The following is a 23,591-nucleotide window of genomic DNA, read 5'->3' on the forward strand; positions in this document are numbered from 1 at the left end:
TGTCATCGGCCTCTGCATATCCGCACGCGCGTGTGGTTAGTTTCGGGTGATGGGGACCAGGGGGCGGCGTACCACGCTGGAGACGTATCGCGAGGTGATCGGCCTGACCGGGCCGCTGCTGCCCGCGGTGTCGTTCTTGGGGCGCCTGCCGACGGCCACGATCCAGTTCGGCAGCGTCCTCCTGGTCGCCCGGACGAGCGGCTCGCTGGCCGCCGCGGGGCTGACCGGCGGCGCGCTCGCGATCGGGCAGGTGGCCTGCGGCCCCCTGGTGGGCCGACTCGCGGACCGGCACGGCCAGCGGACGGTCGTGCTCGCCTTCTCCCTGGCCAACGCCCTCGCCGTCACCGCGCTCGTGGCCGGCGCGCTCGCACGGCTGCCCACGCCGCTCCTGGCGCTCCTGGGGGCCACCGCGGGCGCGAGCGTGCCGCTGATCGGCCCGCTGGCACGCGCACGCCTCGTCGCCCTCGCCCGCCGGGCCGGGGCCCCCGACACGACGGTGGGCACCGCCCTCTCCTTCGAGAGCACCCTGGACGAGATCTCCTTCGTCCTGGGCCCGGCCCTGGTCGGCCTGGCGGCCGTACTGGCCCATCCGGCGTACGCCCTGGGCGGCGCGGCACTCCTGGTGGCCGTGTGCGGCAGCGGCTTCGCCCTCCACCCGACGGCGACGGCGACACGGCCGACACCCCTCGCCCCGGTCACCGCACGCACGCGTACCGGCCCTGACATCCCCCGCTCCGTCCACGCCCTGCGCGCCGCGCTCGCCCTCCAGGGGGCGATGTTCGGCGCCTGCCAGGCGGGGATCGCCGCGCTCACCGAGCGGCTGGGGCAGCCGGACCAGGCCGGGCTCGTGTACGCCGCGATGGGGGTGATGAGCGCCGTCGCGGGGCTGTCCATGGCCGCCGTGCCCGCCCGCATCGGGCTGGGCGCGCGCTGGAGGGTGGCCACCGCGGCCGCCTTCGCGCTCTCCCTGCCCCTGCTGTGGACCGACAGCCTCGGCGGCCTGTACGTCGTCGTCACCGTCCTCGGCGTCGCCTACGCCCCGCACCTCATCACCGTGTTCGGGCTCACCGAACGCGCGGTGCCGCCGGCCCGGCTCGCCGAGTCCATGGCCTTCGCGACGAGCGCGATCGTCGGCGGCCAGGCGCTCGCCGTCGCCGTCACCGGCCGCCTCGCCGAGTCCTACGGCCCCGCATCGGCCTTCGCCGCGGCGAGCCTGGCTGCCGCACTCGCCTGCGCGATCGCACTGACGGCGCACCCGGCGTCGTACATGCCCTTCTAGGCGGGCCGTTGCAACACCGTCATGCTCCGGTCCAGCAGGGTGAGCCGGTCTCCGGCCTGCACCTTCGCGCCCGTGCCCGGTGGTACTCCCTCCGGGCGTGCCGTCTCGACGATCACCTGCCACTGCCGGCCGTGGTTGACCGGGACGACGAACTCCAGTGGTTTCGGTGAGGCGTTGAACAACAGCAGGAAGGAGTCGTCGGCGATGCGCTCCCCGCGTGAACCGGGTTCGGAGATCGCGTTGCCGTTGAGGAACACCGACAGTGCCGACGCCCGTGCCGAGTCCCAGTCCCGCTGGGTCATCTCCTCGCCCTCCGGAGTGAACCAGGCGATGTCCGACAGCTCGTCGTGGGTGCCCTCCACGGGCCGGCCGTGGAAGAAGCGCCGCCTGCGGAAGACCGGATGGTCCTTGCGCAGCCACACCATCGCGCGGGTGAAGTCCAGGAGTTCGGTGCCACCGTCCCCCTCCTCCTCGGCCTGTGGCCAGTTCACCCATGCCAACTCGCTGTCCTGGCAATAGGCGTTGTTGTTGCCGCGCTGTGTGCGCGCGAACTCGTCGCCGTGGCTGATCATCGGCACGCCCTGGGACAGCATCAGAGTGGCGATGAAGTTGCGCATCTGGCGCTGCCGCAGGTCCAGCACCGCCGGGTCGTCGGTCTCGCCCTCGACCCCGCAGTTCCAGGACCGGTTGTGGCTCTCGCCGTCCCGGTTGTCCTCGCCGTTGGCCTGGTTGTGCTTGTCGTTGTAGGCGACCATGTCGTGCAGCGTGAACCCGTCGTGGCAGGTCACGAAGTTGATGGACGCCAAGGGGCGGCGGCCGTCGTCCTGGTAGAGGTCGGACGAGCCGGTCAGCCGGGACGCGAACTCCGCGAGCGTGCGCTGCTCGCCGCGCCACATGTCCCGCACGGTGTCGCGGTACTTGCCGTTCCACTCGGTCCACAGCGGCGGGAAGTTGCCCACCTGGTAGCCGCCCTCGCCGACGTCCCACGGCTCGGCGATCAGCTTCACCTGTGAGACCACCGGGTCCTGCTGCACCAGGTCGAAGAACGACGACAGCCGGTCCACCTCGTGGAACTGCCTCGCCAGGGTGGCCGCGAGGTCGAAGCGGAAGCCGTCGACGTGCATCTCGGTGACCCAGTAGCGCAGCGAGTCCATGATCAGCTGGAGGACGTGCGGGGACCGCATGAGCAGGGAGTTGCCCGTGCCCGTGGTGTCCGTGTAGTAGCGGGGATCGTCGGCGAGGCGGTAGTACTGCGGGTTGTCCAGGCCCCGGAAGGACAGCGTCGGGCCCAGATGGTTGCCCTCGGCGGTGTGGTTGTAGACCACGTCCAGTATGACCTCGATACCGGCCTCGTGCAGCGCCCGCACCGCCGATTTGAACTCCAGGACCTGCTGGCCGCGGTCGCCCCAGGAGGCGTACGCGTTGTGCGGGGCGAAGAAGCCGATCGTGTTGTAGCCCCAGTAGTTGTTGAGGCCCATGTCGACCAGCCGGTGGTCGTTCACGAACTGGTGCACCGGCATCAGCTCCAGGGCCGTGACGCCGAGCCCCACCAGGTGCTCGATGACCGCCGGGTGCGCGAGCGCCGCGTAGGTGCCGCGCAGCTCCTCGGGCAGCCCCGGGTGGCGCATGGTGAGACCCTTCACATGGGCCTCGTAGATCACCGTGTGGTGGTACTCGGTGCGCGGCCGCCGGTCGTCGCCCCAGTCGAAGTACGGGTTGACCACGACGGACGTCATGGTGTGCGGCGCCGAGTCCAGGTCGTTGCGCCGGTCGGGCGCGTCGAAGTGGTAGCCGTACACCTCCTCGCCCCAGTGGACCGAGCCGCTGACGGCCTTCGCATACGGGTCGAGCAGCAGCTTCGCCGAGTTGCAGCGCAGCCCGCGCGCGGGTTCGTACGGGCCGTGCGCGCGGAACCCGTACCGCTGTCCGGGCATGATTCCGGGCACGTACGCGTGCCGTACGAACGCGTCGCTCTCCCGCAGTTCCACCGCCGTCTCCGAGCCGTCGTCGTGCAGCAGACACAGCTCTACTCGGTCCGCGTTCTCCGTGAAGACCGCGAAGTTGGTGCCGGCGCCGTCGTACGTGGCACCGAGTGGATACGCCTCTCCAGGCCAGACCTGCATGGATACGACTCTTTCAGGTGGGCCGCGCCGCCGGGGGCGCCTTGGCCCCGAGTCTCCACGAAAGTGAGGGAACCTCCTATGACTTACGTCCCTCTTACCGATCGACCAGTGCATACACCGTATGCCGAACCAGTGGGGAAAACAGTTACTCCCAGGGATACAGGGGGAGTAGGGGGATCAACGTGCGCAAGACAGTGCACCGCCATCTGGGCAAGGTGGTGGCAGGTGCGGCCATCGCGGTGGCCGGGACCGCCGTGATGGTCGGAATCACTCTGCCGGGCACGGCAGGGGCCGATGAAACGGGAGGCAGCAAGAGCGGTTCCCAGTCTGCCCAGCAGACGGACCAGGGCCAGGGACAGGGCGCCGTGCAGCCGGGCGTCGTCGAAGCGGCGCCGGCCGAGGGCGAGACAGGCCAGGGCCGCGATCCGCTGACCGACGACGAGATGAAGAGGGTCGAGCAGATCGCCGTCAGCCGGCAACTGTTCAACTCCAGCGAGAACGCCGACGGCGAGCGCGGTCCCGAGCGCCTCAGCGTCGACCTGGCCGAACCCGAGGCCGACGAGGTGGACGACCCGAACGCGCCCCGGCGCGCGGACGTGACGTTTTACGACTACAAGGACGACACCCTCGTCACCAGGACCGTCAACCTCGACACCGGCAAGGTGGAGCAGACCGGCACCCAGCACGGCGTCCAGCCGCCGCTGAGCCGCGCGGAGATCATCGAGGCCGCGCAGCTCCTCATCGCCGACCCGCTGGGCGCGGGTGTCAAGGCGGACTACAAGGACGCCACGGGCAAGGAGCTCACCTCCCCGGACCAGCTGCTGCTGTCCGCGGCGGTGTACCGGGCCACCGCGGGTGCCCAGCCCGCCCTGCTCGACCAGTGCGGCGAGCACCGCTGCGTGCGGCTCTTCCCGAAGGTCAAGAACGGCGCGTGGATAGACGCCCGTTCACTGATCGTCGACCTGAGCGCCCGCAAGGTCGGCAAGCTCGACTGAGCCCGCACCGCCTTCAGTCCACTTTTCCAACTTGCCTCTCCTGTAAGGGAGTCACTTTTCCATGCGCGTGAACAGAAACAGTCCTGCCCGCAGGCGGGCGGCCGTGGGCCTCTCCGTGGCCGCGCTGGCCGCCGGTGCCACGACCGGTGCGGGACCGGCCGCGGCCCAGCCGAAGGAAGGCCCCGCTACTGCCGCCGCGGCGACCGCCGAGTGCAGCGCGGCGTACCGGATCGAGCAGAAGCTCTCCACCGGCACCACCTGGCGGATGTGCTGGCACTACGACAGCAAGGCCGGACTGGTCCTGGAGAACATCTCCTACCAGCCCAAGGGCGAGGCCGCCCCGATCAAGGTGCTCAGCAGCGCCAAACTCGGCCAGATAGACGTCCCCTACGACGACGGAAGCGTCGAGTACGACGACCTGACGGGCTTCGGATTCGCCCAGGGCCTGATGAAGCTGGCGCCCGGCGAGTGCCCCGGCGGCACCATCAAGACGGTCCGGGTCCCGGACGCCTGGGACCCCGCGCACCCGGACGTCAACGGCCTGTGCACCACGACCCGTTCGCGCGGCCACGCGTACCGCATGCAGGGCAACTCGGCCAACAAGGTCTTCCAGACGCAGGGCAAGGACCTGCTGGTCTACACCGTCAACCAGGTCGGCTGGTACGAGTACATGACGGAGTGGCGCTTCCAGGACGACGGCACGATCAACATGAACGTCGGCGCGACCGGCAGCCTCTCGCCGAGCGACTACGACGCCGGCGACGGCCGCGGCTGGCCCATCGGCAAGGGCGCGAGGTCGAAGGCGACCAGCCACGCCCACAACGTCTTCTGGCGGCTCGACTTCGGCCTCGACGGCTCCTCCAAGGCGAAGATCGAGCAGTACGACTCCAAGGTCACCGCGCCCGTCGCGGGCCAGGAGGCACCGACCAACAAGACCACCCGCACCAAGATCACCAAGGAACTCGCCGGCGACTCCAAGAACATGCGCTGGTGGCGCGTGGTCAGCAACACCGGCAAGAACAAGGACGGGCACTCGCGCTCCTACGAGATCGTCCAGGGCCCGACCAACAAGTACCCGGGACGTAGCTTCACCAGGCACGACGTCTACTTCACCCAGTACAACAAGTGCGAACAGTTCGCCAGCAACAACCCGCTCAACTGCGGTGCCGGACACGGCAAGTCCGTCGACAAGTTCGTCAGCGGCCAGACCCTCACCCACCCCGTCGTCTGGGTCAACGTGGGCTTCCACCACATAGCCCGGGACGAGGACCAGCAGCCCATGCCGGTCCACTGGCAGGGCTTCTCCATCGCCCCGCGTGACGTCACCGCTATGAATCCGCTCACTCCCGCCGAGCTGGCCGATCAGAACGGGCAAGTCCAAAACGGTAGTTGAGAAACGGTAGTGTCCATCCGGCTGCACCGCCGACCGGTCCCGGAGTACCCTTCCTTGATCGTTGGGACGGGGAGAGCTCGGGGGAGCGGAAGGCGGTGCGCGGGTGGGCTCGGGAGGGCTGGAGTTGCCCCCTGGTGACGAGGGTCACGAGGGGAACTCCGCAGACGTCCCGCCCGGCACGGTGTCCCTGGCACGGCCGATGGAGACGGGTTCCATTGGACCGGAACTGGACTGGGACGCCGACGCCTGGCGTGAGGTGCGTACGCGCGCTCAGCGAGCCGGCCGGGCCTACATCTGGCTTAATCTCGTCGAACAGCGGCTGCGCGCAGTAGTGGCCGCCGTCCTGCGCCCCATCTACGAACCCGTCCACGGCGGCGACGACTGGGTGGTCGCCGCGGCCGGACCCGCAGGCCAGGAGTGGGTGCAGCGCGCGGTCGCCGTACGGGAAGTCAGCCGCCGCAAGGGCTACTTGCTCGACCCGGCCGACGACAACGTCCTCAGCTTCCTCACCCTGCCGCAGCTGCGCGAGCTGATGGTGCAGCACTGGCCCTGCTTCGAGCCCTACTTCGACGAGCGCCGGGACGTCGAACTCGCCCTGGACGAGCTGGAGGTCACCCGCAACGTCGTCTCGCGCAACCGGGCCCTGTCGGAGGCCGTCCTGAACCAGGCGGAGCGGGCCTCCGAGAAGCTCCTGGAGATACTCGGCGCGGGCAGCGACGTACCGTCCGCCCGCCGGCTGCCCGTCGACGCGGTCGAGGAGATGGTCGGCGACCGGTACGCGGACGTGGTAGCCGTGCACTCCGACCGGGTGAGGCTGCTGCGCCAGTTCCCGGCCGAGGACATCTTCGGCGGCGCCCGCCGGCTCGACGCCATCGGCATCGGCCTCAACCTGCTCGTCCAGAACTTCTCGGGCCGGCGGCTGGTGCGGCTGGCCGAGTCGGGCTGCCGGGTGCGGCTGCTGTTCCTGAACCCCGCCTCCAGCGCGGTCAAGCGGCGCGAGCGCGAACTCGGTATAAAACGCGGCGAGTTGAGCCGGGCCGTCGAGATGAACATCCTGCACATGCGCCGGGTGCGCTCCAGGCTGCGCGACCCGGGCGCCTTCGAGATCCAGGTCTTCGACGAGACGCCCCGCTTCACGGCGTACCTCGTCGACGGCGACGGCTCGGACGGCATAGCCGTGCTCCAGTCGTATCTGCGCCGCTCGCGCGGAATGGAGGCGCCGGTGCTGGTGCTGCGCAACGGTAATCGGACGCTCAAGTCGGATGAAATCGACGAGAGCGGACTCTTTCCGACATATCGTGAGGAGTTCGAGGTGGCTTGGGCGGATTCGCGGCCGGTGTCCTGATACGCCCTCACGCGATACGCCTTCGAGTGCCAACCGGAACGCGGTCCTCTGATTGTCAGTGGCTCATGGGATCGTGGAGACCACTGGGGGAAAGCACCACCGAGAAGGGGGGCCAGGCATGGGCTGGCACCAGGAGCTGTTGATCGGCTTCGACCTGGAGACGACCGGGACGGATCCGCAGGAGGCGCGGATCGTCACGGGGGCCGTGATCGAGGTCAGGGGCGGGGAGCCGATAGGGCGCCGGGAGTGGCTGGCGGACCCGGGCGTGGAGATCCCGGCGGACGCGGTCGCGGTCCACGGGATCACCAATGAGCGGGCGGCCGGCGAGGGACGGCCGGCCGACCAGGTCGCGGACGCGATCGCCGACGTCCTCGTGACGTACTGGAAGACGGGCGTCCCGGTCGTCGCCTACAACGCCGCCTTCGACCTGACCCTGCTCTCCGCCGAACTGCGCAGGTACGCACTGCCGTCCCTCCGCGACCGGCTCGGCGGCCTCGACCCCGCCCCGGTCATCGACCCGTACACGATCGACCGCTCCGTCGACCGCTACCGCCGCGGCAAGCGCAACCTCGAAGCGGTCTGCACGGAGTACGGCGTCGCCCTCGACTCCGCCCACGACGCCACGGCCGACGCCCTCGCCGCCGCCCGGCTGGCCCGCGCGATAGCCGACCGCCACCCCAAGGTCGCGGCCCTCGGCCCGGCGGAGCTGCACCGCCGTCAGATCGAGTGGTACGCCGCATGGGCGGCGGACTTCCAGAGCTTCCTGCGCGGCAAGGGCGAGACGGACGCGGTGGTGGACGGCACCTGGCCGCTGCGGGAGCCGGCGGACGAGACGGTCTGACCCGCGCTCCAGCGGGCCGGGTTCAGAAGGGATACCACCGCACGGCCTCGTCCCCGTCCCGCAGCGACGCCACCCGGCGCTCGAACTCGGCCAGTGCCTCGGGGTTGCTCGGCGCGTGCTGGGCGACCCAGGCACAGCTGGCCGTCTCGCGGGCGCCGCGCAGCACCGAGCAGCCTTCCCACTCGCGCACATCCCAGCCGTACGCCTCGGTGAACACGTCATAAGCCGCCGCAGGCAAACCGTAGCGGTCGCGTGAGAGGGCCATCACCACCAGGTCGTGCTCGCGCAGGTCGGCGGAGAAGGTCTCCAGGTCGACCAGGACCGGGCCGTCCGGGCCGACGTGCACATTGCGGGGCAGCGCGTCGCCGTGGATCGGGCCGGGCGTCAGCCGTGGGGTGAGCGCGGCAGCGGCCCCCGCGAAGCCGTCGCGGCGCTCGCGCAGATACGCCGCGTCCGCCGGGTCGATCGCGTCGCCGGCGAGCCGCAGCCAGCGCTCCACACCGCCCAGCAGCTCACGGGGCGGCAGTACGAAGGAATCGGCGGGGGGAGTGGGGAGTGCGTGGACGACCCGCAGCAGTTCGGCCAAATCCCGCGGCTCGGCGGGGCGTACGGGATCGGGCAGCCGGTGCCACACCGTCACCGGATGTCCCTCGACGAGCCGCGCCTCGGGCTCGGCCGCCCGCACCGCGGGGACACCGGCCCCGGCGAGCCACGCCGCGATCGCCAGTTCGCGCCGCGCCCGGTCCAGGAGTTCGGCATCCCGCCCCACCTTGACGACCAGGTCACCGGCGGCGAACACCGCGTTCTCGCCCAGGGCGAGGAGCCGCGCGTCCTGGACCGGGCCGGGCAGCACGCCCGCCGTCGCCAGTACGTCCCGCGCCCGTGCCTCGTCCATCGTCGACCTCCGTTGCCATCCGTGTGATCCATGTGCGTGTGGGTACGGCGTCGGGTTCCCGCCATCCGCCGGCCAGTCTCGCATTCGCACAGGTGGGGAGGCATGCGAGGTGCCTTGACGCGGCACGGCGTGTTCACGACCAAGACGGGGCCCGACCGGGCCGTGCAAAGGGGCTGATTGCATGACAACGGTGACCGAAGTGAGGAGGGCGACGAGAGACGGGCCGACACCGACCGGCAGCGGCGCGGCACCGACCACGGGGCCTGGTTCCTGGTCCTGCCCGCGCTGATCCCGATCCTCGTACTGAGCGTCGGACCGCTGCGGCGAACTTCACCGGTCCCGCCGAGCGCGCGAAAAACCTCTTGCTCGCCTCACCGGAAGCCGCCTAGCGTGACCTCGTGGCCAGCAACGCGATCATCAACTCCGGTCTGTGCCGGGGCTGCACGTACTCCATCCGGAAGCGTCGCGCCCCCGGTGCCCTGACCGGCCCGGGGAACCGCACCCGCTGACGGCTCTGCCGCAGGGTCGCTCCTCCCCCCCCCGTACGCCCGAGAGCACGCACACCGCTGATGTGTGCGGGCCCGCTCCGCGCGTCCTCCTTCTGTCTCCGGTCGGGGCCTTCGTCTGCCCGTATGCCCTACACGGAAGACAAGGACCGCAGGCCATGGCCCGCCCCACGCACGTTTCCCGCGCGCTCTCGCAGAACTTTCTCGCCGACCGCGCCACCGCAGACCGCGTCGCCCGACTCGCCGTCCCGAGCGGAGCGCAGGTGCCCCTGCTGCTCGAAGTCGGCGCGGGCAAGGGCGCGTTGACGCGTATGCTCGCGCCCCGCTGCCAGGAGCTGCTCGCCTACGAGATCGACCCCCGCCTGGTACCCGGGCTGTGCGCCCGCTTTCGCGACACACCCCAGGTCCGTGTCATCGGCCAGGATTTCCTGACCGCGAAGTCCCCCCGCCGGCCCTTCTCCGTCGCCGGCAACGTGCCCTACTCGCGCACCGCGGAGATCGTCGACTGGTGTCTGCGCGCCCCCGCCCTCACCGACGCCACCCTGCTCACCCAGCTCGAATACGCCCGCAAACGCACGGGCGACTACGGCAGCTGGACCCTGCTCACTGTCCGCAGCTGGCCCCGGCACGAGTGGCGGCTGGTCGGCCGGGTCGACCGGAGCCGCTTCAGCCCCGTGCCGCGCGTCCACGCCGGCGTCATCCGTATCGAACGCCGCCGCACCCCGCTGCTCGACCCCGCCGCCCAGCCGAGTTGGCGGCACCTGGTCGAGCTGGGCTTCTCCGGCGTCGGCGGTTCCCTGCACGCCTCGCTGCGCCGGGCCCACCCGAGGCGCAGGGTGGACGCCGCGTTCCGCGCCGCGGGCCTCGACCCACGCGTCCTCGTCGGCGAAGTGGAGCCGGGAAGGTGGCTCCGGCTGCACGAGGCGCTGACGTCGTAGGAGAACCGGCGTGGAGGAGGGCCTGTTGGTTCCCCCGGGATACCAACAGGCCCTCAGCTGTGCGGAGTTCAGGCGAACCGGATCACACCCTGACTCGCTCGCCCTCGTCCGAGGCGTCCGGTACCTCGTGCGTGATGAGGTCTGCCGTCTCGTCGTGCGTGAGGTCGGGCAGCCGGTTCAGCCACTTCGGCAGATACCAGTTGCGTTCGTCCAGCAGCGCCATCACCGCGGGGAGGAGTACACCCCGGATGATCGTGGCGTCGATGAGCACCGCCGCCGCGAGGCCGACACCCATCTGCTTCATGGACTGCATGGACAGCGTGCCGAAGATCCCGAACACGGCGACCATGATGACGGCGGCGCTGGTGACGACGCCGGCCGTGGTGACCACGCCGTGCTGGATCGCGTCCTTCGTCGTACGGCCGCGCAGCCGGGCCTCGCGGATCCGCGAGACCACGAACACGTGGTAGTCCATGGACAGGCCGAACAGGATCACGAACAGGAACAGCGGCAGCCAGCTGATGATGGCGCCGACGCCCTCCGCGCCCACCAGCGACGCGCCCCAGCCGTGCTGGAAGACGGCGACGAGGATGCCGTAGGCCGCGCCCACCGACAGCAGGTTGAGCGCGATCGACGTGATGGCGATCGTCAGCGAGCGGAACGACAGCAGCATCAGCAGGAAGGCGAAGACCACGACGAACGCGAAGACCGGGACGACGGCTCCGGCCAGTTGGTCGTTGAAGTCGTGCGAGCCGGCGACCTGTCCGGAGATCGGCGCCTGGACGCCGTCGACCTTGCCGAGAGTGGCGGGCCGTACCTCGTCGCGCAGCTTCTCCAGGCTCGCGCCCGCCTTGTCGAGGTCGGAGCCGCCGACCAGCGGGACGTACACGAAGGCGATGTTCTGCGCCTCGTGCAGCTTGATCTCGACCGGGCCGCGCGAGGCGCCCGAGCTGATCGCCAGTTCCTTGAAGTCCGTCAGCGCGCTCTGGACGTCGGCGGCCTGGATGTCCTTCGCCTTGACGATCACCTCGGCCGGCTCGGAGCCGCCGGGGAAGGCGTCGTTGACGCGGTTGTAGGTGCCGACGATGGGCAGCGAGTTGCCGAACTCCTGGTCAAGGGTGAGGTTCTGGGTTTTCATGCCGACCGCGGGCGCCGCGATCGCCAGCAGCGCGCCGGCCGCCACGACGACGGCGAGCACCGGCTTGGCGAGCACACCGCGCAGGACGGCGGTCCAGAACCGGCTCTCGCCGTTGCCGTTGCTCTTGCGGCGGCGCAGGAACGGGATACGGCCCTTCTCCACGCGCTCGCCCAGCAGGGAGAGGAGCGCCGGCAGGACGGTGACGGAGCCGACCATGGCGACCGCCACGACCATCAGGGAGGCCAGGCCCATCGCCTCGAACTCGGCGAGCCCGGTGAACAGCATGCCCGCCATCGCCACGCACACGGTGACACCGGACACGATGATCGCGCGGCCACTGGTGGCGGCGGCCACCCGCAGCGCGGTCTGCGCGTCCCGTCCGGCCTCGCGCTCCTCGCGCTCGCGGCGCAGATAGAACAGGCAGTAGTCGACGCCGACGGCCAGACCCACCAGCAGCATCACGGAGTTGGCGGTGTCGCTCATCGGCATCACATGGCTGACGACACCCATCAGGCCCATCGTCGCCATGATCGCGGTGACCGCCAGCGCCACCGGCAGCAGCGCCGCCACCAGCGCGCCGAAGGCGATCAGCAGGATTCCGAGGGCCACCGGCACCGCGGAGTACTCGGCCTTCTTGAAGTCGTCCCCGAACGCGTCGTCGAACGTCTTCATCATGCTGGCGCCGCCGATCTCCTCGATCCGCAGCTCGCCGTGCTCCTCCTGGACCCCCTCGACGGCCTCCAGGACGGGCTCCACCCGCTTACCGGCGGTCTCCGCGTCGCCGCGCATGTCGAACTGCACGAGCGCGCTGCGGCCGTCCTTCGAGATCGTGTCCGTGTCGTACGGCGACGACACGTCCGTGACCCGGCCGGTCCCCTCGACGGCCGTCATCACCGCGTCGACCGCCGCCCGGAACTCGGCATCCGTCGCCTTGACCCCGGCGTCCTTCGACTGGATCAGTACGGTCTCGCCAGCCGGCTCGTCGATCCCCGCGTCCTCGACGATCTTGGCGGCGGTGTGGGTCTCGCCCTTCAGCTGGTCGCTGTCCTTGACGTCGACCCGGCCCGCCATCGAACCGATCCCCATGGCCAGGACGACGAACAGCACCCAGATGCCGACGGCCGCCCAGCGGTGCCGGGCGCTCCAGCCGCCGGCCCGCGCGGCTATGCCTCGCACCCGTGTATCTCGGTTCCCCATGACGGGCCTGCCCCCTCGTATGCGATGCGATGGCAGCCCCTGCCGCCACCTTTCCTTTTGAAGGTATGGGCGGGATAAGAAGGGATCGTCGTGCTGCCCGGTGAGGTGCCGGACCCCGGAGTCCTCCCCATGGACCCCGAGCCCTCCGCACTGGGGAGGACCGGTGAGGACCCTGGCCCCTACATCTAGATGGGCCGTCGGATGGGCGTCTCCGCACGCCGATCCCTTTATGGTGTGCGGATGACGACGTATGCGGCGCTGCTGCGCGGAATCAACGTGGGCGGCAAGAAGAAGGTCCCGATGGCCGATCTGCGCACGCTGATGCAGGGTCTCGGGCACGACGACGTACGCACGTATCTGCAGAGCGGACAGGCCGTGTTCACGAGCGGCCACGGCGACGAGGAGTCCCTCGCGGCGGAGCTCGTGCAGGCGATCGAGAAGCAGTTCGGCTTCGGGGTCGACGTGATCGTGCGCGACCACGCGTATCTGAGGACGATCGCCGAGGCCTGTCCGTTCCCGGCCGCCGACCTGGAACCGAAACAGCTCCACGTCACCTACTTCTCCACCCCCGTCGACGCGGAGCGCTTCGCGGAGGTCGACCCGGCCGCCTACCTCCCCGAGGAGTTCCGCCTCGGAGACCGCGCGCTGTACCTGTACGCCCCCGACGGCCTCGGCCGCTCCAAGCTCGCCGAGCACCTGTCCAAGCCCCGTATCAACAAGGGGCTCATCGCCACCACCCGCAACTGGAACACCGTCGTCAAACTCGTGGAGCTGACCGGTGCCTGAGCGCAACCTCGCCGTGGAGGCGGCCATCGAGGGCGAACTGAGGCTCCTGGACCCCGACATCCGCCGCTCCCCCGACCTCGTCGGGGCGCTGCTGCACCCCGAGTTCCACGAGTTCGGCGTCACCGGCCGCCACTGGGACCGGGCCTCGATCATCGCCGCACTGGCCACGACGACCGACCCGGGAGCCCGCCCCAGCATCACCTCACGCATACGGGGTGTCCGACTCGGCCCCGACCTCGTCCACCTCACCTTCGACACGGTGAGCAACGGCCAACGCGCACACCGCAGTTCACTGTGGCGGCGAACGGGCGAGGGCTGGTTGCTCTACTTCCACCAGGCGACGCCGTTCACGTCCGACGCAGGGTGACCTTTCGGACGCCGTTGTAGGTGGTGTACGAGGTGACCTCGTTGGGGACGGTCAACGGCGGGGCCTCGTACAGGCGTCGGAGTTCGTCGTCGGTGCGGGCCGCGGCGACCTCGTCGATCGGCGCGAGGTCGTCCTCGGTGAGCTGCGCGTCGGTCTCGATCTCCGGGCCCCATTCATCCCAGGGCAGCAGTTCCACGCCGTTCAGGGAGGCCAGGTCGCGACGGACGTTGGCGCGGACGAACCACAGACCCGTGTAGGACAGGTTCTCCGTACCGAGGCCGGTCACACCGAAGGAGCCGGGGTCGGCCCGCCCCTCGCGGCAGGCCCGCCAGGTGTCTGGGGCCACGAGGAACTGGTCGCGGGGAACGTCCATCGGATCGAAGGGGACGTGGTATTCGTGGTGGACCTGCGGGTCGGCCAGCCGCCAACTCCCCTCTGGGGAGCGGTACTCGGTGACCCAGTGGTCGCCGTGGAAGCCGTCGTCGAAATACGTGGCGAACCCGCACCGGATCCGCGCCGGCGTCCCCGTGGCCCGCAGCAACGAGCAGTGCAGCAGCGCGAAGTCCCGGCACGTGCCCACGAAACGCCCCTCGGGGGCCCGTAGTTGGGTGAGCGGCGCGCTCCCGCGTTCACGAAGGATCCGCAGCGACTCCGTGACGTGGCGCGACTCCGCGTCGTCGTGCAGCCGCTCGACGGGGATGTCGTATCCGAGCCGCTGCCCCTCGCCCCGATGCATGATCAGATTCCGTACGACTCCGGCGAGTTGGCGCGGATCGCGCGGCAGTCCGTCGATCTCCAGGTCTCCCGGATCGCTGAACACCGTCTGCTTCAGGTAGAAGTCCATGCCCGGGACTCTCCCCCCTGCCCCTGGGGCAAGGTCAACCCGAGGTGCCCGTGTGCGAGGCTAGCCGGTATGCGTTACATCATCATCGGTGCAGGGGCGGTCGGTGGCGCCGTCGGTGCTCGGCTGGCGGAGGCCGGGCACGAGGTGGTCCTGGTCGCGCGGGGCGCGCATTACGAGGTGCTGCGGGAGCGGGGGCTGCGGTTCGTCGCGCCGGAGGGTGAGGCGACGTACCAACTGCTCACCGTCGACGGGTCGGGCGGGCTCGGTGAGCTCCGTGGCGACGACGTCCTCGTACTCGCCGTGAAGACCCAGGACACCGAGGAGGCGCTGGCTGCCTGGGGGCCGGCGCCCGTGGCCGGTGGCGGCACCGCGGCCGAGCGGCTGCCGCTGCTGTGCGCGCAGAACGGTGTCGAGGGTCAGCGGCTCGCGCTGCGTCGGTTCCGCCGGGTGTACGGCGCCTGCGTGTGGCTGCCGTCCACCTTCGTCGAGCCGGGCGTCGTCGCCGCTCAGGCCGCCCCGCTCACCGGCATGCTGCACCTCGGGCGGTACCCGCAGGGCACCGACGAGACCGCCCGGCTGATCGCCGCCGACCTGGAGAAGTCGAGGTTCGAGGCACCGGTCGTGCCGGATCTCGCGCGCTGGCAGTACGCCAAGCTGCTCGGCAACCTTGCCAACGCCATCGAGGCGGTCAGCGGTCTCCTCGCCGACGAGGAGGCCTTCGCGCTGTTCGACCGGGTGCGGGCCGAGGGCAGAGCCGTGCTCGACGCCGCCGGAATCGCGTACGCGAGCGACGAGGAGCAGAAGGCGGCGCGGGGGCACAAGGTCGACCTCGTGCCACTCGACGGCGCCCCGCGTGGCGGCGGCTCCTCCTGGCAGTCCCTCACTCGCGGCACCGGCACCATCGAGGCCGACTACCTCAACGGCGAGATCGTGCTGCTCGGGCGGCTGCACGGCGTACCGACCCCGCTGAACGCACTGCTGCAGCGGCTCGCCAACTCCTTCGCGCGGGAGGGCAGGGCGGCCGGGTCGATGCCGGTCGGGGAGTTGGTTCGGCTGGCCGACGAGGCTGTCGCGTTGGTTCAACTGATTCATGCGAAGAATCCCGCGGCTTCAGACATCGAGAGGAATCGCATCCTTGAGTGAGGCACGCGGAGCGTCACGGCATCGTGACCGGCGGTGCCGGATGTATGAGATCAGTTGGGGCCTTTCTGGTTCTCGATGTACTCCTTGACCACTTCGAGGGGACTTCTCCGACGGGGGCGGCGAAGTAGGAAGGGGACCAGAAGCGCTCGCCCGACAGGTAGCGGCGGATGTGGTCGGGGTACTCCTTGCGCGGGAGACGTGCGGAGACGGAAACCCTCTTGAGGGAGCCGACCAGCCGGGACAGGACGGCCTGCGGGATAGTGCACGAGGAGGTGGACGCGATGGGTCTCGCCGTTGAATTCGGTCAGCTCCGCCCGGAAGCCGGCCGCAAACCTCGGCCGGGATCTCGTCGCTCGCGCGGCGTGAAGCGGCCGGGTGCCGGATCCGCCCGCTCGTGTCCACAGGGCGGTCGGCTCACTCGGACGGGTGATCGCTGGCGAACGTGCGGCGGACGGTTGCACGTGTGCGTACGTTGGTGATTGTGAAGCTGGTGGTGCAGATCAAGCTGTTGCCAACGCCCGAGCAAGCGTTGGCACTTGAGGCGACTCTGCTCGCCTGTAACGAGGCGGCCAACTGGCTGTCCGCCCAGGCGTACGACCACCAGGTGACCTCCCGGGCCCGGTTGCAGGCCCTGGCCTACGGTGAGTTGAAGGCGCGGGGTCTGTCCGCGCAGCCCGCCCTGCACGTGCTGTGCAAGGTCGCCGATGCCTACACCACGCTGAAGGCGAACCTGAAGGCCGGGAACCTCGGCAAGCCCGGCTCGAAGCGGCACGCCAAGGCCACCGGCAAACCAATCACCTTCCGCACGGACGCGGCCCAGCCGTACGACGACCGCTGCCTGTCCTGGCAGACGTCCGAGCGCACGGTATCGATCTGGACCACGGCCGGCCGCATGAAGAACCTCGCCTTCACCGGCCCACACGACCAGCTCGCCGTCCTGGCCGCGCACCGCAAGGGCGAGTCGGACCTGCTGCGCCGAGGCGGCCAGTGGTATCTGATCGCGACCTGCGACATTCCCGAGGCCGTGCTGAACGCTCACCCGGCGGGGTTCCTCGGCGTGGACCTGGGGATCGTGAACATCGCCTCCACCTCCACCGGCAAGCGCCACTGCGGGCGGCAACTAAACCGGCGCCGCGAGGCGGACCGCAAGCTGCGCTCCAAGCTGCAGAAGAAGAACACCAAGTCCGCCAAGCGGCGGGCCAGGAAGCACGCGGGCAAGGAAGCCCGCCGGGCCCGGGACATCAACCACAAGATCAGCAAGAGCATCGTGGCGGAGGCTGAACGCACCGCACGCGGAATCGCCCTGGAAGACCTGGGCGGCATTCGCGAGCGGGCACGGCTACGCAAGCCCCAACGCGTCACACTGCACTCTTGGGCCTTCCACCAACTCGGGACCTTCATCGCATACAAGGCGCAACGCGTCGGCGTTCCGCTGGTGTACGTGAACCCGGCCTACAGCAGCCAGGAATGCTCCCAGTGCCATCACATCGATAGACGCAACCGGCCCGCACAGGCCCGGTTCGCGTGCAGGTCCTGCGGCTTCGTTGAGCACGCGGATCTGAACTCGTCCCAGGTCATCAGCCAACGCGGCTGGGCAGCCTGGGTCCGCGGGGCCGAGTCACAGGCCCCTACCCTCACCCTCATCGCGTGAGAGCTGGACGCAGCCGGGATCCGTCGAAGCCATCGACGACCCGAGCAGCAAGCCCGGGACTTCAGCTTCAGTCCCGAGTAGTTGACGAGTCCTGAGCGGGCCCTTCCTAGCGTGGGGTGCATGAATGAGTCCGTGATCGAGTCCATGAAGCAGTTCCTGACGATGGACGACCTGCACCCGCACGTGGGACGTCCGGGCACTGGTCAACCACTGGGTCGGGCGGCCGAGCTCGTCCTTGAGGTGGTCGAGACGCACGGCGACCTCTATCGCCAGTACCACGGCTTCGCCGACCCGGTGCCGGTCCCGGACGACGCGCCCGTTTTCGACCGGGCCCTTGCGTCGAGCGGACGGAGTCCGCGGCAGACGGCGATGAGCTGAGGATGAGCTGAGAGAGACCTTCTGCTCCGTTACCCCGGGTTCAACAGCTACTCCGGGATGGACAGCGGCAGTTCGGCGGAGACCGTCGCGCCCTCCGGCGTCACGTCGATCGTGAGCGTGCCGCCGATCTGCTCCACCCGTTCGTGCATGGACCGGATCCCCACGCCGTGGGTCCACGGCCCCGTGCGGCGGCCGCTGTCCGCCACGGTGACGTGCAGGGACCCGGTGTCGGACAGCTCCAGCGAGAGCGTGGCCGACGCGACGCCGGCGTGCCGGGCGATGTTCGTCACCGCCTCCACGGCCACCCGGTACGCGGCGACCTCCACGGCCGCCGGCAGCGGGGGCAGCCGTGGGGGAGCGTGGACCGTGACGGTCAGGGGCCGGCCGTCCGCGGCACGCAGCGGGGCGACGCGCTGGCGGACGGCGTCGACCAGGCCCAGTTCGTCGAGGGCCCTGGGGCGCAGGCCGTAGACGATGCGGCGGATCTCGGTGATCGCGTCGCCCGCGTCGGCGCGCAGCCCGCGCAGTGTCTCCACCGCGCGTTCGGGGTCGGTGGCGACGAGGTTGGCGGCCGCGTCCGCGGTGTAGGCGATGCCGGTCAGGGCCGGCCCCAGCCCGTCGTGCAGGTCGCGGCGCATCCGGCGGCGCTCCTCCTCCAGCGCGGTCACCAACCGGCCGCGGGACACCCGCAGTTGCTCGCTCAGCCGGGCCGCGTACAGGGCCTGCGCGAGCGGCGCGGCGACGAGTTCGAGCACCGCGCCCGCCGCGCGCGGCAGCCGCAGATGGCCCGGCGGGAGACCGACCACGAGGTCACCCACCCGCTCACCGCCGGCCCGCAGCGCGGTCAGCGTGGTGTGGCCGTCGTCGACCGTGCCCGCCGTCGCGATGGTGGCGCCGTCCTGGCGCAGGGCGATCCCGGGCACGCCGAGTGTGGCCCGCAGGGTGTGCAGCCACAGGGGTGGCGGGGCGCCCGCTGTCAGGTCGGTGCCGAGCCGGGTGAGCGTCTCGACCGCGTCGGCCGACCTGCCGAACAGCATCTCGTCCATGCTCGCCTCGACCCGTAGCCGTACGGGCTGGTACCCGGCGGCGATCACGGCTGCCAGCAGCGCCGGGACCCCCTTGCCGGGCCGGGTGCCCACCGCCAACTCCCATACGGCCGCGATCCCTTCGTACACCGCGGCGCTCAGCGCGAGCATGACGATGAGGACGGCCGCGCCGCGCGTCACGGCCCGTACATCGGCCCGCCGGGGCGCGATCAGCGCCACGGTGATCGCGAGCGGGAGCGGCAGCGACACGACTCCCAGGACGACGACGATGGCCAACGGCCCCATGGGCAGCGAGTTCCCGGCCGCGAAGAGCAGCATGCCGCCCAACAACGTCGCGGCGGCGCCCACCACCAGCCACAGGACGCGGCGCCGGCCGTCGCCGGAGGTGACCTCGAAGAGCACCCAGGCGGCGGCGCACATGGCGGTGCCGGAAGCGATCGCCGCCGCCGTCAGCACACCCTGACCACCCGTCACCGAGGCCGCCGCACAGCTCACGCCGGTGGCGACGACCAGGACGTCCGCCCAGCGCAGCAGCCGTACGGCCGGACGCGGTTCGACGACCCGCAGCGCGGCCAGGGGCACGGTGACCGTCGCGGCGAGCACGGACAGGACGACGGCGACGGCCGGGGCACCCGCGGCGAGCGCGAGCGGGGCGCTCAGCAGGGCGGCCGCGGACACGCCGAGCAGCCGGGGCGCGACGGGCGTCGGGCAGGCACCCGGGTGCGGGTGTTCCCCGCCGGCAGCGGATCGCCGGGCGGTGACCACGACGTACGACACCGTCAGGAAGCAGCCGGCCATCAACGCCCAGACCACCCACCGACGGGACGAGGGCGGCGGCGCGAACCACAGCGAGGCGGCCGACGTACCGGCCAGCAGAGTCAGACCCGCCCAGGGCAGGAGGGGGCGGCGCCGCGCGGTCACGGGCCGGAGCCCAACCCGTGCTCACGGGCCACGATGACGGCCTCCGTGCGGCCGCTCACCCCCAACTTGGTGAAAATGGCGGACAGATGGTTCGCGACCGTCTTGGCGGCCAGCGAAAGTTCGGCCGCCACCCGGGAGTTGCTGTGTCCGCGGGCGACGAGGTCGAGGACCGCGCGCTCGCGATCGGTCAACTTGGGGAAGGGCAGGGCCGGTTGCGGCGGTGGGTCCAGATGCCCCAGCAGTCGGGCCGCGACGCCGGGTGCGATGACGAACTGGCCGGCCGCGACCGAGCGGATGGTGGTGAGGATCTCCTCCTGCTGGGCGCCCTTGAGGAGATAGCCGCGGGCGCCGGCGCGCATCGCGGACACCACCGTCTCGTCGTCCTCGAACATCGTGACCACGAGCACCGCGACACCGGGCAGCAGCGCGGCCAGCCGCCGGGTCGCCTCAACCCCGTCCATCGCGGGCATCTGGATGTCCATCACGACGACATCGGGCCTGCTCAACTGCGCCTCACGCAGCGCCTCTTCGCCGGTGGCGGCCTCCGCGACCACCTCGACGCCGTCCAGCGAGGCGAGCAGGGCACTCATCCCACGCCGTACGACGGGATGGTCGTCGGCGATGAGCACCCGGATCGGGCGGGTGGCGGAGGTCATGCCCCGATGATGGACGACCCGGGTTCCCGGCGGGGAGCCCTTCCTCCCGGAAAGCCCGGGAAATCCTCCCGGCGGTTCGGGACAGTCGGCCGATGCGTCCCAGCGGGCCTGTCCCCGATGCTGGGTTCACCGGGCAGCCGCGACGACGGCGCCCAACTCGCTGACAGGGGGACCGACATGAGCCAGTCGGATTCGGTGGTCCAGCTCACCCGCAAGAACCGGATCGGCCTCGCTCTCGCCGGAGCGCTCGGCCTGCTCGACCTCACCAACGTCTTCATGATCCCGGCGGAGACATCGGACTCCCCGGGTCCGCCGACCGGCGTCCTCGTCGCCGACGCCGTCCTCGGACTGATCACGGTGGTCGCGGTCGTCTACACCTGGCGCACGGCCGGGCGGACCGGCTCCCGGCTCGTGGCGGGCTCCCGGATCCTCTCGGTGATCACGGCCCTCCCGGCGTTCTTCGTCACCGGAGTCGGAGCCGGAGTCGTGTTGCTCGTCTCGGTCTTCGTGATCATCACGGTCGTGGTCGTCGCCCTCGTACTGTCCAGGCCCGCCCCGGAACTCGCCACGCCGTGAGCTCTCCGGCCCCAAGACGCACGGCAGTCGCATCCGACACCACAGGGGAGTGCCGGAAGCGGCTGCCGTGCACGAAGAGCGCGGTGTGTTCAGGCCCCGACCGCCGCCAGCGCGGGCATCCGCGCCGCGTCGTACCGCTCCACCAGCAGCCGCGCCACCTCCGGCGCCGGGCCCAGTACATCGGCCAGTACGTCCGCCTCCGCGGCGCCCCGCGCTATGCGGTCCGGCAGGAAGCCGGGGGCCAGGACGTACGGCGCCACGGCGACCCGTTCGCAGCCGAGGGCGCGGAGTTGGCGTACCGCGTCCTCGGTGCGAGGAAGGGATGCGGAGGCGAACGCAGGCCGCACGGCGCACCAACCGGTGTGCCGCCACTCCCGCGCGATTTCTGCGATCACTGCGATCGCCTCCGGGTCCGTCGACCCCGCCGAGGCCAGCACGACCCCGGTCGAGGACTTGTCGGCGGGCGTCAACCCCGCCTCGTACAAACGCCGTTCGAGGGCCCGCAGCAGGAGCGGCGAGGGGCCCAGTACCTCCGCCTGGCGGATCCGCAGCTGCGGCGGCGCGTCCCGCAGGACCGCCGGGATGTCCGCCTTCGCGTGGAAGGCGCGGGTCAGCAGTAGCGGCAGGGCTACGACGTCACGGACGCCCTCCGCCGCCAGGGACTCCAACACGCCCTGTACCGAAGGGATGTTGAAGTCCAGGAAGCCGGTCTCCACGCGCAGCCCCGGCCGCAGCGACCGTACGCGCCGCACCAGGGCGTGCACGGTCGCGGCGTGCCGTGGGTCACGGCTGCCGTGGGCGATGACGAGAAGGACCGGACGGCGCACGGGACTTCAGCTCTTGACCAGCAGGCCGCGGCTGCGCAGGACCCACCGCTCCAGCGGGCTGAAGATCAGCAGGTCGATGGCGATGCCGACGAACAGGATGAGGAAGATGGACTCGAACACCATGGCCATGGAGCTGACATTGCGGCCGTTCTCCAGCAGCGCGCCCAGGCCGATGCCCAGGTCGGGCGAGGAGGCGATGATCTCCGCCGCCATCAGCGAACGCCAGGAGAACGCCCAGCCCTGCTTCAGACCGGCGAGATAGCCCGGCAGCGCGGCCGGCATCACGATGTGCCAGGCGCCCTTCAGGCCCGTCGCGCCCATCGTGCGGCCCGCCCGCAGGAACAGCGGCGGCACCTGGTCGATGCCGGACACCAGACCGTTGGCGATGGAGGGGACGGCGCCGAGCAGGATCACCGCGTACATCATCGAGTTGTTCAGGCCCAGCCAGATCACGGCCGGCGGCACCCACGCCACCGACGGCAGCGACTGGAGGCCGGACAGGATCGGACCGAAGGCGGCACGGATGAACTTCACCCGGGCCACGACGAGACCCAGCGGCGTACCGATGGCGAGGGCCAGCAGGAAGCCGAGCAGACCGCGCGAGACGCTGGTCCAGATGTAGCCGAGGAGCTTGCCCTCCAGCCACGCGTCCTGGACCTCGCTCCACACGTCACCGGGCGACGGCAACTTCGTCGGATCGTCGACGATCTTGAAGGAGATCAGTGCCTGCCACACCACGAGGACCAGGGCGGCGGCGATGATCGGCGGCAGGATCTTCTGGGTGAAGGTCTGCCGGAAGGGCGTACGGCTCGACGTCGAGGTCTCCAGGGCGTCGAGGCCCGCTTCAAGACCGCCCAGGCCGTTGCCGTCCTTGACGTCTTCGACGGGCGCGTCCGCCGTCGTGTCGGTGGTCTCAGTGCTGGCCATGACGGCGGATCTCCCCACGCAGTACATCGGTGATCTCAAGGGACAGCTCCGCCACGGGGGCGTCCTCGATACGGCGCGGCTGCGGAATGCCCACCGTCCACTCCCGGGCCACGCGCCCCGGCCGGGAGGAGAGCAGCACCACGCGCTGCGCGAGCCGGACGGCCTCGCGCACGTTGTGCGTCACGAACAGGACGGAGACGTTCGTCTCCGCCCAGATGCGGGTCAGCTCGTCGTGCAGCACGTCACGCGTGATCGCGTCGAGCGCCGCGAACGGCTCGTCCATCAGCAGCAGTTGACTGTCCTGCGCGAGCGCGCGGGCCAGGGCCACGCGCTGGCGCATACCGCCGGACAGCTCGTGCACCCGCTTGCCGTACGAGCCCTTGAGCCGGACCAGTTCGAGCAGTTCCTCGGCCCGGCCGCGCCGGTCGTTCTTCGGAACTCCCCGCAGCCGCAGGGCGAGTTCGATGTTCTTGCCCGCGGTCAGCCACGGGAAGAGGGCGTGCTCCTGGAACATCAGGGCCGGGCGGCCGTTCGTCGTGATGCTGCCCGAGGACGGGGCATCCAGCCCCGCCACCAGGTTGAGCAGCGTCGACTTGCCGCAGCCCGAGGCCCCCAGGAGGGTGACGAACTCGCCCGGCGCCACATCCAGCGTGATGTCGTCGAGGACGAGCTGCTGTCCGGCGGGCCCGGCGAAGGACTTCGAGACGTGGTCGATGCGGGCGGCGTGCCCGACCGCCTCGGCGGTCTCGGTCTTGGCGAGCGTGGTGGCCATGGTCGTCACCTCCTGGGAACTCATCGGTATGCGGTGTCTTTCGCTCT

At 70.5% G+C, this 23,591-nt stretch carries 21 protein-coding genes and 1 pseudogene; 12 read left to right on the forward strand and 10 right to left on the reverse strand.

Annotation, left to right across the window (positions count from 1 at the left end; genetic code table 11):
- The first annotated feature begins 49 nt into the window (after window positions 1-49).
- Entirely contained in the window at window positions 50-1,279 is a 1,230-nt protein-coding gene (locus AC5DRG_RS40590) for an MFS transporter (RefSeq protein WP_491804854.1), read from the forward strand.
- Here the strand turns inward: AC5DRG_RS40590 and glgX are convergent.
- Complete coding sequence (glgX, locus tag AC5DRG_RS40595; RefSeq protein WP_491804855.1) at window positions 1,276-3,402, reverse strand: glycogen debranching protein GlgX; 2,127 nt, start codon at window positions 3,400-3,402, stop codon at window positions 1,276-1,278. The genes AC5DRG_RS40590 and glgX overlap by 4 nt on opposite strands.
- A gap of 182 nt (window positions 3,403-3,584) precedes the next feature.
- On the opposite strand from glgX, the gene AC5DRG_RS40600 reads away from it, so the two are divergent.
- From AC5DRG_RS40600 to AC5DRG_RS40615, 4 genes are all read left to right on the forward strand, one after another.
- Window positions 3,585-4,397, forward strand: a complete 813-nt coding sequence (locus AC5DRG_RS40600; protein ID WP_491804856.1) for a Tat pathway signal sequence domain protein — start codon at window positions 3,585-3,587, stop codon at window positions 4,395-4,397.
- Between the two features lie 61 nt (window positions 4,398-4,458).
- Complete coding sequence (locus tag AC5DRG_RS40605; protein WP_491804857.1) at window positions 4,459-5,790, forward strand: copper amine oxidase; 1,332 nt, start codon at window positions 4,459-4,461, stop codon at window positions 5,788-5,790.
- A 103-nt stretch (window positions 5,791-5,893) separates the two neighbouring features.
- On the forward strand, window positions 5,894-7,135 hold the full coding sequence (locus tag AC5DRG_RS40610; protein ID WP_491804858.1) for a DUF5919 domain-containing protein: 1,242 nt from the start codon (window positions 5,894-5,896) through the stop codon (window positions 7,133-7,135).
- A 118-nt stretch (window positions 7,136-7,253) separates the two neighbouring features.
- Window positions 7,254-7,976: a 3'-5' exonuclease gene (locus tag AC5DRG_RS40615; RefSeq protein ID WP_491804859.1), complete on the forward strand. Its 723-nt coding sequence runs from the start codon at window positions 7,254-7,256 to the stop codon at window positions 7,974-7,976.
- A gap of 22 nt (window positions 7,977-7,998) precedes the next feature.
- Here the strand turns inward: AC5DRG_RS40615 and AC5DRG_RS40620 are convergent, their stop codons facing one another.
- Entirely contained in the window at window positions 7,999-8,871 is an 873-nt protein-coding gene (locus AC5DRG_RS40620; protein WP_491804860.1) for a phosphotransferase enzyme family protein, read from the reverse strand.
- 664 nt (window positions 8,872-9,535) lie between these two features.
- On the opposite strand from AC5DRG_RS40620, the gene erm reads away from it, so the two are divergent.
- On the forward strand, window positions 9,536-10,315 hold the full coding sequence (gene erm, locus AC5DRG_RS40625; protein WP_491804861.1) for an ErmE/ErmH/ErmO/ErmR family 23S rRNA (adenine(2058)-N(6))-methyltransferase: 780 nt from the start codon (window positions 9,536-9,538) through the stop codon (window positions 10,313-10,315).
- A gap of 82 nt (window positions 10,316-10,397) precedes the next feature.
- Here the strand turns inward: erm and AC5DRG_RS40630 are convergent, their stop codons facing one another.
- A complete protein-coding gene (locus tag AC5DRG_RS40630) occupies window positions 10,398-12,650 on the reverse strand; it encodes an MMPL family transporter (protein WP_491804862.1) in 2,253 nt (750 codons plus the stop codon).
- Window positions 12,651-12,890: 240 nt separating this feature from the next.
- On the opposite strand from AC5DRG_RS40630, the gene AC5DRG_RS40635 reads away from it, so the two are divergent.
- Together AC5DRG_RS40635 and AC5DRG_RS40640 are read left to right on the forward strand one after the other, a co-directional pair.
- Window positions 12,891-13,436 carry a DUF1697 domain-containing protein gene (locus AC5DRG_RS40635; protein WP_491804863.1) on the forward strand — a complete coding sequence of 182 codons (546 nt, stop codon included), beginning with the start codon at window positions 12,891-12,893 and terminating at the stop codon, window positions 13,434-13,436.
- The gene (locus tag AC5DRG_RS40640; protein WP_491804864.1) at window positions 13,429-13,803 is read left to right on the forward strand and encodes a nuclear transport factor 2 family protein; all 375 of its coding nucleotides are present in this window, start codon (window positions 13,429-13,431) and stop codon (window positions 13,801-13,803) included. The genes AC5DRG_RS40635 and AC5DRG_RS40640 overlap by 8 nt, the downstream gene beginning before the upstream one ends.
- Here AC5DRG_RS40640 and AC5DRG_RS40645 read toward each other — a convergent pair.
- Window positions 13,784-14,647, reverse strand: a complete 864-nt coding sequence (locus tag AC5DRG_RS40645; protein WP_491804865.1) for a transglutaminase-like domain-containing protein — start codon at window positions 14,645-14,647, stop codon at window positions 13,784-13,786. The two genes, AC5DRG_RS40640 and AC5DRG_RS40645, sit on opposite strands and share 20 nt — an antisense overlap.
- 69 nt (window positions 14,648-14,716) lie before the next feature.
- Between AC5DRG_RS40645 and AC5DRG_RS40650 the strand changes: the two genes are divergently transcribed.
- The gene (locus AC5DRG_RS40650) at window positions 14,717-15,790 is read left to right on the forward strand and encodes a ketopantoate reductase family protein (RefSeq protein ID WP_491804866.1); all 1,074 of its coding nucleotides are present in this window, start codon (window positions 14,717-14,719) and stop codon (window positions 15,788-15,790) included.
- 13 nt (window positions 15,791-15,803) lie between these two features.
- Here AC5DRG_RS40650 and AC5DRG_RS40655 read toward each other — a convergent pair whose 3' ends face one another.
- The gene (locus AC5DRG_RS40655) at window positions 15,804-16,073 is read right to left on the reverse strand and encodes a transposase (RefSeq protein ID WP_491813283.1); all 270 of its coding nucleotides are present in this window, start codon (window positions 16,071-16,073) and stop codon (window positions 15,804-15,806) included.
- A 198-nt stretch (window positions 16,074-16,271) separates the two neighbouring features.
- On the opposite strand from AC5DRG_RS40655, the gene AC5DRG_RS40660 reads away from it, so the two are divergent.
- Both AC5DRG_RS40660 and AC5DRG_RS40665 read left to right on the forward strand, forming a co-directional pair.
- Window positions 16,272-17,441 carry an RNA-guided endonuclease InsQ/TnpB family protein gene (locus AC5DRG_RS40660; RefSeq protein ID WP_491804867.1) on the forward strand — a complete coding sequence of 390 codons (1,170 nt, stop codon included), beginning with the start codon at window positions 16,272-16,274 and terminating at the stop codon, window positions 17,439-17,441.
- 219 nt (window positions 17,442-17,660) lie between these two features.
- Window positions 17,661-17,819: pseudogene (locus tag AC5DRG_RS40665) on the forward strand (TIGR03086 family metal-binding protein); the annotation flags it as partial.
- Between the two features lie 47 nt (window positions 17,820-17,866).
- On the opposite strand, the gene AC5DRG_RS40670 reads toward AC5DRG_RS40665, so the two are convergent.
- Window positions 17,867-19,786, reverse strand: coding sequence for a sensor histidine kinase (locus AC5DRG_RS40670; RefSeq protein WP_491804868.1), 1,920 nt, complete (start codon window positions 19,784-19,786; stop codon window positions 17,867-17,869).
- A complete protein-coding gene (locus tag AC5DRG_RS40675; RefSeq protein ID WP_491804869.1) occupies window positions 19,783-20,442 on the reverse strand; it encodes a response regulator in 660 nt (219 codons plus the stop codon). Before AC5DRG_RS40675 ends, AC5DRG_RS40670 begins: the two co-directional genes overlap by 4 nt.
- A 177-nt stretch (window positions 20,443-20,619) precedes the next feature.
- Between AC5DRG_RS40675 and AC5DRG_RS40680 the strand changes: the two genes are divergently transcribed.
- Entirely contained in the window at window positions 20,620-21,018 is a 399-nt protein-coding gene (locus AC5DRG_RS40680; RefSeq protein WP_491804870.1) for a hypothetical protein, read from the forward strand.
- An 89-nt stretch (window positions 21,019-21,107) separates the two neighbouring features.
- Here the strand turns inward: AC5DRG_RS40680 and AC5DRG_RS40685 are convergent, their stop codons facing one another.
- The 3 genes from AC5DRG_RS40685 to AC5DRG_RS40695 are packed head-to-tail and all read right to left on the reverse strand — an operon-like array spanning window position 21,108 to window position 23,544.
- Entirely contained in the window at window positions 21,108-21,845 is a 738-nt protein-coding gene (locus tag AC5DRG_RS40685) for a sirohydrochlorin chelatase (protein ID WP_491804871.1), read from the reverse strand.
- Between the two features lie 6 nt (window positions 21,846-21,851).
- The gene (locus AC5DRG_RS40690) at window positions 21,852-22,772 is read right to left on the reverse strand and encodes an ABC transporter permease (RefSeq protein WP_491804872.1); all 921 of its coding nucleotides are present in this window, start codon (window positions 22,770-22,772) and stop codon (window positions 21,852-21,854) included.
- On the reverse strand, window positions 22,759-23,544 hold the full coding sequence (locus tag AC5DRG_RS40695; protein ID WP_491813284.1) for an ABC transporter ATP-binding protein: 786 nt from the start codon (window positions 23,542-23,544) through the stop codon (window positions 22,759-22,761). Before AC5DRG_RS40695 ends, AC5DRG_RS40690 begins: the two co-directional genes overlap by 14 nt.
- Window positions 23,545-23,591: the final 47 nt, after the last annotated feature.

Source organism: Streptomyces sp. JLBG701 (genome assembly GCF_058544905.1).

Excerpts from the sequence above, each read along its gene's own strand:
- AC5DRG_RS40590 (WP_491804854.1), top strand. The coding sequence starts at position 50 with ATGGGGACCAGGGGGCGGCGTACCACGCTGGAGACGTATCGCGAGGTG.
- glgX (WP_491804855.1), bottom strand. The coding sequence starts at position 3,402 with ATGCAGGTCTGGCCTGGAGAGGCGTATCCACTCGGTGCCACGTACGAC.
- AC5DRG_RS40605 (WP_491804857.1), top strand. The coding sequence starts at position 4,459 with ATGCGCGTGAACAGAAACAGTCCTGCCCGCAGGCGGGCGGCCGTGGGC.
- AC5DRG_RS40615 (WP_491804859.1), top strand. The coding sequence starts at position 7,254 with ATGGGCTGGCACCAGGAGCTGTTGATCGGCTTCGACCTGGAGACGACC.
- AC5DRG_RS40620 (WP_491804860.1), bottom strand. The coding sequence starts at position 8,871 with ATGGACGAGGCACGGGCGCGGGACGTACTGGCGACGGCGGGCGTGCTG.
- erm (WP_491804861.1), top strand. The coding sequence starts at position 9,536 with ATGGCCCGCCCCACGCACGTTTCCCGCGCGCTCTCGCAGAACTTTCTC.
- AC5DRG_RS40630 (WP_491804862.1), bottom strand. The coding sequence starts at position 12,650 with ATGGGGAACCGAGATACACGGGTGCGAGGCATAGCCGCGCGGGCCGGC.
- AC5DRG_RS40635 (WP_491804863.1), top strand. The coding sequence starts at position 12,891 with ATGACGACGTATGCGGCGCTGCTGCGCGGAATCAACGTGGGCGGCAAG.
- AC5DRG_RS40645 (WP_491804865.1), bottom strand. The coding sequence starts at position 14,647 with ATGGACTTCTACCTGAAGCAGACGGTGTTCAGCGATCCGGGAGACCTG.
- AC5DRG_RS40650 (WP_491804866.1), top strand. The coding sequence starts at position 14,717 with ATGCGTTACATCATCATCGGTGCAGGGGCGGTCGGTGGCGCCGTCGGT.
- AC5DRG_RS40675 (WP_491804869.1), bottom strand. The coding sequence starts at position 20,442 with ATGACCTCCGCCACCCGCCCGATCCGGGTGCTCATCGCCGACGACCAT.
- AC5DRG_RS40680 (WP_491804870.1), top strand. The coding sequence starts at position 20,620 with ATGAGCCAGTCGGATTCGGTGGTCCAGCTCACCCGCAAGAACCGGATC.
- AC5DRG_RS40690 (WP_491804872.1), bottom strand. The coding sequence starts at position 22,772 with ATGGCCAGCACTGAGACCACCGACACGACGGCGGACGCGCCCGTCGAA.
- AC5DRG_RS40695 (WP_491813284.1), bottom strand. The coding sequence starts at position 23,544 with ATGGCCACCACGCTCGCCAAGACCGAGACCGCCGAGGCGGTCGGGCAC.